This is a genomic window from Microcoleus sp. SVA1B4 (assembly GCF_036700545.1).
Classification (GTDB): domain Bacteria; phylum Cyanobacteriota; class Cyanobacteriia; order Cyanobacteriales; family Microcoleaceae; genus Microcoleus.
In genome coordinates this window covers 31,168-44,070 of record NZ_JAUBPB010000013.1, presented here as the reverse complement: position 1 = coordinate 44,070, position 12,903 = coordinate 31,168, and the positions used below count along the sequence as shown (strand labels likewise).

The window sequence follows — 12,903 nt, the reverse complement described above, 5'->3', positions numbered from 1 at the left end:
TCTTTACTAAAAACGATAAATCTCGTAAACCCGCCCCGCCCAAGATATTACCTCATAACCAATCCCTAAATATCGGCTGCAATCCCAATTACCAATTACCAGTTACTAATCCAATGACGGTGCATTTTTCCGAAAAACCTCCAACAGATACTTGCGACTCTGCAAATACTGCGGAAGAAGAAGTATTTGCATTTCCCACCTCTTTTGCCCAGCAAAGACTGTGGTTTATTGACCAATTTGAACCGGGAAACCCTTTTTACAACCTTCCGGCGGCTGTGTTACTAAAAGGCAGGCTAAATGCAGTAGTGCTAGAACGAAGTTTCAAGGAAATTGTGCACCGTCACGAAGCTTTGCGGACGACATTTGCCACTGTAGACGGTCAACCCGTGCAGGTGGTTGGTCAGAAATTTAATTTCGGGCTGCAAGTTTTAGACCTGCAACAATTGCCAGAAATTCAACGAGAAGCGGAAGTAAAAAAACTAGCAGCAGCAGAAGCTAGTAAACCTTTTGACCTAACCAAAGGGCCGCTGTTGCGAGCTAGTTTGCTACAGTTAGATGCTGAGGAATATGTCTTGCTGCTGACGCTACACCACATTATTTTTGATGGCTGGTCAATCGGAGTCTTTCTGCAAGAATTAGCAGCACTTTACGAAGCGTTTGTGATGGCAAAACCATCCCCACTTCCCGAACTTTCCATCCAGTACGCCGATTTTGCTATTTGGCAGCGGGAATGGCTTGCGGGCGATTCCCTGCGGGATAGCTTCGCTTCACGCTTGCAAACTCAACTTAACTACTGGAAAAAGCAGCTCAGTGGCGCTCCCCCCTTGCTGGAATTGCCAGCCGATCGCCCCCGCCCCCCCGTGCAAACCTATCGGGGCGCGAAAGAATCATTCCTCATCCCGAAAACGCTAACGTCAGCCCTCAAAAAGCTCAGCCGCCAGGAAAATGCCACCCTGTTTATGACGCTGCTAGCAGCCTTTAAAACGTTGCTCTATCGCTATACAGGACAGGCAGATATCCCCGTTGGCTCTCCCATCGCCAACCGCAACAGATCGGAAATTCAAGGGCTAATCGGCTTTTTTGTCAATACTTTGGTATTGCGGACTGATTTGTCAGGCGATCGCACTTTTCGGCAATTGCTCGATCGCATTCGGGAGATGAGTTTAGAAGCTTACGCTCACCAGGATTTGCCGTTTGAGAAACTGGTTGAAGAGTTGCAACCCGATCGCAATTTGAGCTACAATCCACTGTTCCAAGTTGCTTTTGTTTTGCAAACTGCACCTGTTGCTGCGGAATCAATCGCCGGACTCAATCTCACTCTTTTAGATGTTGACAATCAGACAGCAAAAGTTGATTTAACGCTGCATTTAGAAGAAAAGCAGGAAGAAATTAGCGGTCAGTTTGAATACAGTACCGATTTATTTGATGCGGTAACTATTAGGCGGATGGCGGGGCATTTTCTCACGTTGCTGGAGGGCATAGCTGCCAACCCAGAGCGGCGGATTGAAGAGCTACCGTTGCTAGGGGAAAAAGAGCGGCATCAGTTGTTGGTAGAGTGGAATGACACCCGCGCCGATTATTCGAGCGATCGCTGCATTCATCAATTATTTGAAGCGCAGGTCGATCGAACTCCCGATGCCATTGCAGTCGTATTTGAAGACCAAAAACTCACCTACCGCGAGCTGAATGAACGAGCCAACCAACTCGCACATTACCTGCAAAAACTCGGCGTCAAGCCAGAAGTTTTGGTCGGAATTTGTGTCGAGCGATCGCTCAATACAATTGTTGGCATTCTCGGTATTCTCAAAGCTGGCGGCGCTTATGTTCCGCTCGATCCAGCCTACCCGCGCGATCGCCTTGCTTTTATACTCGAAGACGCGCAGGTAAATGTGCTGCTGACTGAGGAAAAGTTGTTGCCAACCCTTCCCAAATGCAGCGCCAAAATCCTTTGCCTCGATGCGGATCAAAGTGCTTTCTCCCAACACAGCAAAGAAAATCCCGCCAGCGCCACTACTGCCGAAAATCTCGCCTATATCATCTACACTTCTGGCTCAACTGGCATCCCCAAAGGCGTTTTAGTTCCTCACTCAAACGTCCTCCGCCTGTTTGCTGCTACCGAGTCGTGGTACAACTTCAACGAGCAAGATGTGTGGACGCTGTTTCACTCTTATGCTTTTGACTTCTCAGTCTGGGAAATATGGGGCGCTTTGCTATACGGCGGGCGACTCGCGATCGTGCCTTATTCAGTCAGCCGATCGCCCCAAGATTTTTACAGCTTGCTATGCAAAGAACGAGTCACAGTTCTCAACCAAACTCCTTCTGCATTTTACCAGTTGATAAAGACAGAAGAATCTGTCGGAATTGGCGAAGATTTAAGCCTGCGCTTAGTAATTTTTGGCGGGGAAGCTTTAGACTTGCAAAGCTTAAAACCTTGGTTCGATCGGCACGGCGATCGGCGCCCCCAACTTGTCAATATGTATGGGATTACAGAAACAACAGTCCACGTCACCTATCGGCCGCTGACTGCCGCTGATTTAAGTAAAAATGCCAGCCTTATTGGCCGTCCAATTCCTGACTTGCAAGTTTACCTGCTCGATCGCAACTGCCAACCTGTTCCCATCGGCATTCCTGGGGAAATTTACGTTGGTGGTGCTGGCGTCGCGCGGGGCTATCTCAATCAGCCAGAATTAACGGCCGATCGGTTTATTCCGAACCCCTTTAATGACCGTTTGAAAGCGCGGTTGTACAAATCGGGAGACTTAGCGCGCTACCTGCCGAATGGCGATATTGAATACTTGGGACGAATTGACCACCAAGTAAAAGTGCGCGGTTTCCGCATCGAATTGGGAGAAATTGAAGCAGCGCTAGGACAGCATCCAGATGTCGCCCAGGCTGTGGTTGTAGTGCGAGAAGATGTACCGGGCGATAAGCGCTTGGTAGCTTATATCATTGCTAACTCAGCAGCACAAAATAAGCATTCAATACTGATTCACGAACTGCGCTGCTTTCTGAAAGAAAAATTGCCGGAATACATGGTGCCTGCTGCTTTTGTGACGCTGGAATCGCTGCCTTTAACAAACAACGGCAAAGTCGATCGCAAGGCGCTTCCCGCACCCGATCGCGATCGCCCTGAACTCGAAGAGGCATTCGCCGCGCCAAGCACGGCTATTGAGAAAATCCTAGCGGAAATTTGGGCGCAAGTATTGGGGTTAGAACAAGTGGGAATTGACGACAATTTCTTTGAATTGGGCGGCGATTCTATCCTCAGCATTCAAGTAATTTCTCAAGCGAATCGAGCGGGGTTGCGACTTACACCAAAACAACTGTTTCAGCACCAAACTATTGCACAGTTAGCCACCGTCGCCGATACAACTGGGACCCCACAATCGGAACAGGGATTAATCACTGGCGAAGTTCCTCTGACACCGATTCAGCACTGGTTTTTTGAACAAAATCTCTCCGATCCACACCACTGGAATCAGGCGGTGCTTTTAGAGTTGCGGCAACCTCTCGAACCTGCATTAATTGAGTCAGTTTTGCAAGAATTGCTGAAGCACCACGACGCGCTGCGCCTGCGTTTTGCGCGAGGAGAATCTGGCTGGCTGCAGGAGTTCGCCAATCCCGACGAGGTTGCTCCGTTTACCTGCATTGATTTGTCGTCGCTACCTCCAGAGGAGCGAGAAGCCGCTTTCCAAACCGCCGCCGCTCAGTTGCAAGGCAGTTTGAATTTGTCAGAGGGGCCATTACTTCGCGCTGCCCTATTTGACTTGGGCAAACATCAGCCAAATCGCTTGTTATTGGCCATTCATCACTTAGCGGTTGATGGGGTTTCGTGGCGAATTTTAATTGAGGATTTTCAGACAGCTTATGGGCAAATAAGTTGCGGCAAAACAGTCAGACTCCCGCCCAAAACAACCTCATTTAAGCAGTGGGCAGAACGTTTGCATGACTGGGCGCGATCGCCCGAATTGCAGGAAGAGTTCGATTACTGGTTCGCCCTTTCTCACCAACCAACTTCTCGCTTGCCAATAGATTTCCCCACAGCAGCTAATTTAGTTGCATCTGAAAAGACAGTATCCGTTGCTTTGAGTGTTGAAGAAACAAAACTGCTCTTACAAGAAGTACCTGCAGCTTACCGCACGCAAATTAATGATGTCTTGCTAACTGCTTTAGGTCAAGCATTTGAACGCTGGACAGGCAATAACTCACTGTTAGTTGACTTAGAAGGTCACGGGCGCGAAGATATATTTGAAGGAGTAGATTTGTCGCGCACAATCGGCTGGTTCACAGCAGTTTTCCCCGTTTTGTTAAATTTAGAAAAACATTCCGATATAGGGGCTGCACTCAAATCAGTGAAAGAGCAGTTACGCGCAGTGCCAAATCGCGGTATTGGCTGCGGCGTCCTACGATATTTAAACCCAGAAATTTCTAAAAAAATGCACAAACTGCCGCAAGCTGAGGTAAGCTTTAATTATCTCGGACAGTTTGACCAAGTGCTGCCGAAATCTTCTTTATTAATGCTGTCCTCCGAGCCTAGTGGCCCCATTCGCAGCCCGCGCGGAAAGCGGCGTTACCTCCTAGAAATTAACGGATTTATTGCCAGCAACAAGCTGCAATTAGATTGGACGTACAGCGAAAACATTCACCGACGAGAAAGCATAGAAAATTTAGCAACGGGCTTTATAGAATCGCTGCGATCGCTAATTCAATACTGTCAGTCCCCCGACGCCGGCGGCTGCACTCCTTCTGACTTTGCAGAGTTTAAGTGGAGCCAGTGGAGCCAGGGCGATTTAGACAACATTACTGCAATTTTGGGAGAGCTGTAAGATGAGCAAAGGCAATATCGAAGATTTTTATCCCCTCTCCCCAGCGCAGCAGGGCATTCTCTTTCATTCCCTTTACCAGCCAGAATCGGGCGTATATTTCGGGCAACTGCTGTGCGTATTGCGCGGCGATCTCAATGTTTCTGCGTTGAGAAATAGTTGGCAAAAAGTTGTAGAGCGACATCCCATTTTGCGGACTTGTTTCGTGTGGGAAAATTTGAAACAACCCGTGCAAGCGGTGCGTAAACAGGCTGCATTATCTTGGCAGCAGATGGACTGGCGATCGCTCTCTGCATCGAAACAACAACAGCAGCTAGAAACGTTCCTAAAAGCCGATCGCGAGCAGGGCTTTGACTTGAGATCAGCTCCCTTAATTCGCATTGCACTGGCGCAGTTAGAAACAGATACTTTTCAGTTTATTTTGAGCCACCACCACTTAGTTTTAGATGGGTGGTCGCTTTCTATTGTTCTTGAGGAAGTTTTTGCATTTTATCAAGCCTTCTCCCAGGGCGAGGAATTCCACCTCAAACGCCCTCGCCCTTATCGGGATTACATCGCGTGGCTGCACCAGCAAGATTTATCTGCGGCTGAGTCATTTTGGCGGCAAACTCTCAAAGGTTTTGCAGCTCCAACTGCGATCGCCCGGAGCAATATTGTCGCGGGAAACCGTTTAGAAAGTAGTGGCGAACAGCAGGTGATATTTTCTGCAACAGCCACCGCCGCACTGCAATCTGCCGCGCGGCAGCATCAGCTAACATTAAATACCCTCGTACAGGCAGCTTGGGCGCTACTTTTGAGCCGATACAGCGGCGAGGAAGATGTGGTTTTTGGTACGGTTGTCTCCGGGCGACCGCCAGAGTTAATGGGTGCTGAATCGGTAGTGGGGCTGTTCGTAAATCCTCTGCCAGTGCGCGTAAAAATTGATCCACAGGATTCTATTTTATCCTGCTTGAAACAACTCCAAGCGCAACAAGTTGAGGCGCGGCAGTATGAGTACAGCCCCCTCGTTGAGGTGCAGGGGTGGAGCGAAGTTCCTCGGAGTTTGCCTCTATTTGAGAGTTTGGTCGTTTTTGAAAATTATCCTTCGGATGCTTCTTTGCAGGAGAAGATTCACAACTTAAAAGTAGAGAATATTCGCTCCTTGGAAACAACGAATTATCCTCTAACGGTGATGGCGATGCCCGGTGCGGAATTGACGCTGAAAATTATTTTCGATCGTAGCTGCTTTGAGGACAGTGCGATCGCACGAATGCTCAAACACCTGCAAACTTTATTGGAAGGAATGACTGCCAATCCTCACCAAAAACTATCCAATTTCTCCTTATTGAGCGCCGCCGAACGCCAGCAATTACTGGTCCAGTGGAACGACACCCAAGCGGATTATCCCAAAAATTCCTCAATTCACGAATTATTTGCAGCGCAAACAGAGCGCACCCCAGATGCAGTGGCTGCAATTTGCGAAAATGAACAATTGACTTACCGCGAATTGAATGCCAAAGCCAACCAAATGGCGCATTACCTGCAATCTCTAGGTGTACAACCCGAAGTTTTGGTGGGAATTTGTTTAGAGCGATCGCTCTCCATGCTAGTGGCCATTTTGGGCATTTTAAAAGTCGGTGCCGCTTACGTTCCTGTCGATCCTGCTTATCCCCAAGAACGCCGATCCTTCATGCTGGCCGACGCAAAAGTTCCGGTGCTTTTGACTCAAAAAAACCTCCTAGAAACCCTCCCCGAACACAGCGCAAAAGTCGTCTGTATCGACGCCGAATGGCAGGAAATTTCCCGCCAGAGCGATCGCAACCCCGCTGTTAAAGTGGCAGCCGATCGCCTCGCTTACGTCCTCTACACCTCCGGCTCAACAGGCACTCCCAAAGGCGTACTCGGAACCCACCGAGGCACAGTCAATCGCTGTTTTTGGAACCCCTATCCTTTTATCGAACAAGATATTTGCTGTCAAAAAACGTCCTTAAATTTTGTCGATTCGGTTTGGGAAATCTTTGCTCCTTTGCTGCATGGGTTGCCAACTGTGATTATTCGCGATCGCTCCGTCAAAGATATTAACCAATTCCTTCAAACCTTATCAAAGCAAAAAGTAACCCGACTGGTGCTGGTTCCTTCTTTGTTGCGCGCTATCTTAGATTCCTTCCCTGATTTAGACAGCCGTTTGCCTCAATTAAAGTATTGGATTTGCAGCGGAGAAACTCTGCCGATCGAACTTTGCCAGCAATTTCGAGAGCAGATGCCCCAGCGGGTATTAATCAATCTTTATGGCTCTTCTGAAGTAGCTGCGGACGTGACGTGGTACGATGCAACTAACTGTGTCGAGAAAGTTCCCATCGGTCGCCCGATCGCCAACACGCAAATTTATCTGCTCGATCGCAATTTGCAACCCGTTCCCATAGGAATTCCCGGCGAGATTTACGTCGGCGGCGATGGATTGGCAAAGGGCTACTTAAACCGCCCCGACTTAACCTCGGAAAAATTCATTTCTAACCTGTTTGGGCAAGAAAAATTAGATTTTCTCGGTAATACTCATCAAAAAGTTTTGTTCAAAACAGGCGATATCGGTTGTTACCTGCCGGATGGTAATATAGAATTTCTGGGCCGTGGCGATTGCCAAGTAAAAATTCGCGGTTTCCGCATCGAACTCGGAGAAATAGAGGCAGCGCTTTCTCAACATTCTTCTGTGTCCACCGCTGCTGTTTTGCTTCAGGAAAATGCACCGGGCAGTCAACGCCTAGTCGCTTACCTAGTTCCTAACTCAGGGTTCAGAAATCAGCACCCAGAACTTATTTCCGAACTGCGTTCATTCTTGAAGCAAAAACTGCCCGATTACATGGTGCCTTCAGCTTTTATGCTATTAGATGCGTTGCCATTAACGCCCAACGGAAAAATTGACCGTCTCGCCTTATCTCAAAGGTGCGATTACGTTTCTGATGAAACAGCATTCACTGAGCCACAAACGCCCACAGAGAAAGAAATTGCTGAGATTTGGACTGCTATTTTAGGGATAGAAAAAGTAGGAATTAACCAAAACTTTTTTGACCTCGGCGGTCACTCTCTGATGGCAACACAGTTAATATCGCGAGTGCGATCGTGCTTTGGGGTAGAGTTAGCGCTGTGCGATTTTTTTGCCGCTCCCACCATTCAGAATTTAGCTGAACTAATCGAGGAAGAAATTCTGGCAAACGCCGATGCTAATCAGATAGATGAATTGCTCGATCTCTTAGAAAAGAGTGATGGAGAGTCAGCACAAACTGTGATGCTAATTGAGTAAATATCGGGTTGCTAAAAAAGCACAAAAAGTCCTTTTATATCATGTCCGGTCAATTAACCAGGGTTCCTGTAGGGGCGGGTTCGCCCTAATTTCCAACACAAATCGGAGATTCTGGAAACCCGCCCCTCTCTCCTTGGGTATTGCGGTCAATCGCTCGGACATGATATTACCCTTAAGGCTTCGGTGGAAAATAGGATAGACAAAAAGCCCATTTGACAGGATTAATCTAATGAACAAACTAACAGTTAAAACCAAAGATTGTCAAGATGTAATGCAGCCCTTAAAAGCCTGTGTTACCACACTTGAAGAAAAGTTAATGGAGCTATTCAGTGCCTCAGAAAAGTCATTTGTGGCAGAAGAAGCAATGGAGGAGCGAATTTCTGCCCTAGTTCAAGACTTTTTGTACGCAAAAACCGCTAGTACAGATATTGACTTAGAGTTAATTATTCAGCAGTTTAGGGAAAACAAAATTCCCGCCCTTCCTACAGATGTTGGGAATTATATCGATGATTTGACCCAAACCCTCGTTGCTCATTCCATCCACACATCTTCCCCGCGATATATCGGTCACATGACGAGCGCACTTCCCTATTTTGTGCGCCCGATCGCGAAGCTTGTAACCGCGATGAATCAAAATTTAGTCAAGATGGAAACGGCCAAAGTTTTAAGCCCCTGCGAGCGCCAGACTTTGGCAATGATGCACCGATTAATTTACGATTTTTCTGAGGATTTTTATAACCAGCACATTCAAAAAAATGAGAGCACGCTGGGTATCATGACAACGGGCGGCACCCTAGCTAATATCACAGCCCTGTGGTGCGCTCGCAACGCTTCTTTAGGGCAAAAAAATAACTTTAGTGGCATTGAAAAAGAAGGCTTGTACGCAGCTTTAGAGTTTTACGGCTACAAGGGAATGGTGATCATCGGCTCCAATTTGATGCACTATTCTTTTGAAAAGGCTGCCGGTTTATTAGGCATTGGCGATCGCAATCTCCTAAAAATCCCCACCGATTCCAATCACCGCATGGATTTGGCAGCGCTGCGCCAAACTGTGGCCGAATGTCGCGATCGCAACCTGCACATTCTGGCAATTGTCGGTATCGCCGGCAGCACCGATTCGGGAAGTATCGATCCGCTGCCAGAAATAGCCGCGATCGCCCAATCCGCAAACGCTCACTTTCACGTCGATGCCGCTTGGGGCGGGCCCGTGCTTTTTTCCCAACGTCACCGGCACAAATTAGCAGGCATTCAACTAGCAGATTCCGTCACCATAGATGGACACAAACAAATGTATTTGCCAATGGGAATCGGTATGGTTTTATTCCGCAATCCCCAAACCGCCAAAGTTATTGAAAAAAACGCACCCTACACGGTGCGAAAAGACTCCCTCGATCTAGGCAAGCGCTCTCTCGAAGGCTCTCGATCGGGTGCGAGTTTGTTCTTGCAAGCCGCCTTAAATATCATCGGCCATCAAGGCTATGAGTTTTTGATAGATGGAGGCATCCATAAAACGCAGCACTTAGCCAATTTACTTCGGGAAAATCCAGCATTTGAATTGCTGCTAGAACCAGAAATTAATATTCTTTTATACCGCTACATTCCAGAAACATTCAGGGAAAAAGCAGCCAAAAAACAACTAACCGAAGCAGACAACCACTTCATTAATGAATTTAACGAGCGCCTTCAGGAGGCCCAGCGGCAAGCCGGTCACACCTTCGTCTCGCGAACAACCTTACAAAACACCTGTTATGGCAAAACCATTCCCATTGTTGCTTTTCGAGTCGTTCTTGCCAACCCCCTTACTACTGAAGCAGATATCAATTTTGTTTTAAACGACCAGCTAAAAATAGCAGCCAAGCTTTCCTTAACTATCACAAACAGCGACCGCTGCGAGGAGGTAAATTATGATGTATACTAATCGTTCAGAACGACTGAAAAACCTTTCGCCCCAGAAGCGAGCGCTCCTCCTTAAAGCATTGGGCAAAGAGGCAGTACAGGCTGAGCAATCTCAGCGTATTCCCAGGCGATCGCAGCAAAATTATGCTCCCCTTTCTTTTGCCCAGCAACGGCTGTGGTTTCTCGATCGATTGTCTCCCGAAAACCCGGCCTACAACCTTCCTGCTGCTGTGCGTTTACAAGGGCAATTGAATTTGTCAGCACTGCAACAAACACTCAATGAAATTGTCCGGCGTCACGAAGTTTTACGAACTGCTTTTGCAGAAGTGGACGGGCAACCTGTTCAACTGATTTCTCCTTCCTTGAATTTCGCTTTGTCGGTGGTAAACTTGCAACATTTACCAGAAACTGAGCAGCAAGCTGAAATTGAGCAGCGTACTCTTGAAGAAGCCCAACGCCCCTTTGACTTAACGCGAGATCCCTTACTGCGGGGCACTCTGCTGCAACTTAGTCCGGCAGAATATGTGTTGCTGCTGACGATACACCACATTATTTCTGATGGTTGGTCTATGGGGGTATTGGTGCGAGAAGTAGCCGCACTTTATGAAGCTTTTTCCACTGACAAACCCTCCCCGCTGCCTGAACTTCCCGTGCAGTATGCCGACTTCGCCAGTTGGCAGCGGCAGCATTTCCAGGGAGAGAAATTAGAAAAACAGCTCGCTTATTGGAAACAGCAATTGGGAGGCGATTTAGCTGTGCTGTCAACAGATAGGCAGCGCTCTCCCGTGCAAACTTTCCGAGGATCGCAGCAATCTTTTGTGATTTCTGCTTCTTTAACTGAAAGGCTGAAAACGCTCGCCCAGCAACAAGATGTCACCCTATTTATGACGTTGTTGGCAGCATTTCAATCCTTGCTATCCAGCCAAACAAAGCAGGATAACCTCGCGATTGGCTCTCCCATTGCCAATCGCAACCGCCTGGAATTAGAGGAGCTGATTGGATTTTTTGTCAATACTTTAGTGCTGCGAATTGACACCGCAGGTAATCCAACTTTCCGCGAACTACTCGGTCGAACACGCGAGGTCGCGTTAGCAGCTTACGCTCACCCCGATGTTCCTTTTGAAAAGCTTGTGGAGGAATTGCAGCCGGAGCGAAATCTCAGCTATAACCCGCTGTTTCAAGTGTGGTTTGTACTCCAGAATGCACCCATGCCACCCCTGGAGTTAGCTGGTTTGACCTTGAGCATTCTGGAATCCGATGTCGGTATGTCGAGACACGACTTAAGCCTCACTCTCTGGGAGAGTTCAGAAGGAATTCAAGGCTTATTTGACTACAAAACAGACTTATTTGAGGCTGCGACTATTGCCCGAATCGTAAGAGGTTTTCAAATCCTCCTCAACCAGGTAGTCATCCAGCCAGATATCAGAATCGACGACTTGGCAGAAATTCTTGCCGAAGCAGAAAGGCAGCACCAAATCGAGCAGCAAAAACAAATTCATCTTTCGGGAATTCAAAAATTAAAAATGGCTAAACGCAAAGTTATGAAGAGTTGAAAATGATGGCTCATATCAATTCCGGTTGCATTGGAATGATTAAACCGCAGAGTACGCAGAGAACGCAGAGGAAGAGAACAGAGAGATGAATAGTTCCGATGCTAACGGATTTGATATTAATCTCTCAGGTTTTTTCGGGAAAAAGAGATCAATTTTTCACCAAACCAAAAACTATGACAAATACAGAAACAAAGAATTTCAATTCCCAAAAGTTAGGCTCAGTTAGGCGCAAAGCCGTCAGCCTGTCCTCAGAGGAATTAGTCAAAACCGCCTACCTCCAGCCCGAAAACCTTCTACCTCTAGTTGTTCAGCCAACAGTAGAAAAATTAAATCTTGCAGGTTGGGCACAGAATAATCGCTCATCAATTGAAACGCAGTTATTGAAGCACGGAGGAATACTTTTTCGAGGCTTTGAAGTCGGCGGGGTGAATGGTTTCGAGCAGTTTATTCAAACTATTGCTGGCGACTTGTTGGAATATTCTTTTCGCTCAACTCCGCGCAGTCAGGTGAGCGGAAATATCTACACTTCCACCGAGTATCCTGCTGAGCAATTCATCCCACTGCACAATGAAATGGCTTATTCTCGAAATTGGCCGCTGAAAATCGCTTTTTTCTGCGTCAAGAAAGCCGAACAGGGAGGAGAAACTCCGATCGCTAACAGCCGCAAAGTGTTTGAAAGCCTGGATTCAAAGATTAGAGAAAAGTTTGCCCAAAAAAAGGTTATGTATGTGCGAAATTACGGCGGTGGCGTAGATTTGTCCTGGCAAAATGTCTTTAATACTGATAGCAAAATTGAGGTAGAAGAGTATTGCAAAAAAGCGGGAATAGAGTTAGAATGGAAAAGTGGCGATCGCTTGAGAACTCGCCAAATATGTCAAGCGGTCGCCCAGCACCCAAAAACGCAGGAAATGGTGTGGTTTAATCAAGCTCACCTCTTCCACATTTCCAATCTCGAACCCGTCGTTCGTAAAGAGCTTTTAACTTCTTTTAAACAGGAAGATTTACCCCGCAATGCTTATTACGGCGATGGCTCGCCCATTGAAGATTTTATCTTAGACGAAATTCGTCGCTGCTATCAGCAAGAAACGATTGTTTTCCCTTGGGAAGAAGGAGATGTCTTGCTGTTAGATAATATGCTAGCCGCGCACGGACGCACGCCATTCTCTGGTTCGCGTCGGGTTGTTGTCGGTATGGCAGAACCGTTTAGGGCGTGTTTTCAAACTCTTCTGTAGGTTGGGTTAAGCGTAGCGCCACCCAACAAATCTACAAAAAATGTTGGGTTTCGTTCCTCAACCCAACCTACAATTTAAGGCAATTCAGGGGAAAGAAAATACGCCCTAGCTGTCAAGACATT

5 protein-coding genes are annotated in these 12,903 nt (G+C 47.3%); all 5 read left to right on the top strand.

Features of this window, described 5'->3' with window-relative positions; all coding sequences use genetic code 11:
- Nucleotides 1–113 precede the first annotated feature (113 nt).
- The 5 genes from QT987_RS08875 (at nucleotide 114) to QT987_RS08855 (ending at nucleotide 12,781) form a co-directional block, all read left to right on the top strand.
- A complete protein-coding gene (locus QT987_RS08875) occupies nucleotides 114–4,826 on the top strand; it encodes an amino acid adenylation domain-containing protein (protein ID WP_333239098.1) in 4,713 nt (1,570 codons plus the stop codon).
- A gap of 1 nt (nucleotide 4,827) precedes the next feature.
- Nucleotides 4,828–8,100: an amino acid adenylation domain-containing protein gene (locus tag QT987_RS08870; RefSeq protein WP_333239095.1), complete on the top strand. Its 3,273-nt coding sequence runs from the start codon at nucleotides 4,828–4,830 to the stop codon at nucleotides 8,098–8,100.
- Between the two features lie 229 nt (nucleotides 8,101–8,329).
- Nucleotides 8,330–10,018 (top strand): pyridoxal-dependent aspartate 1-decarboxylase PanP, encoded by a 1,689-nt coding sequence (panP, locus tag QT987_RS08865; protein ID WP_333239093.1) that lies wholly within the window; start codon nucleotides 8,330–8,332, stop codon nucleotides 10,016–10,018.
- Nucleotides 10,005–11,549: a condensation domain-containing protein gene (locus tag QT987_RS08860; protein ID WP_333239091.1), complete on the top strand. Its 1,545-nt coding sequence runs from the start codon at nucleotides 10,005–10,007 to the stop codon at nucleotides 11,547–11,549. The genes panP and QT987_RS08860 overlap by 14 nt, the downstream gene beginning before the upstream one ends.
- Before the next feature lie 173 nt (nucleotides 11,550–11,722).
- Entirely contained in the window at nucleotides 11,723–12,781 is a 1,059-nt protein-coding gene (locus QT987_RS08855) for a TauD/TfdA family dioxygenase (RefSeq protein ID WP_333239089.1), read from the top strand.
- Nucleotides 12,782–12,903 lie beyond the last annotated feature (122 nt).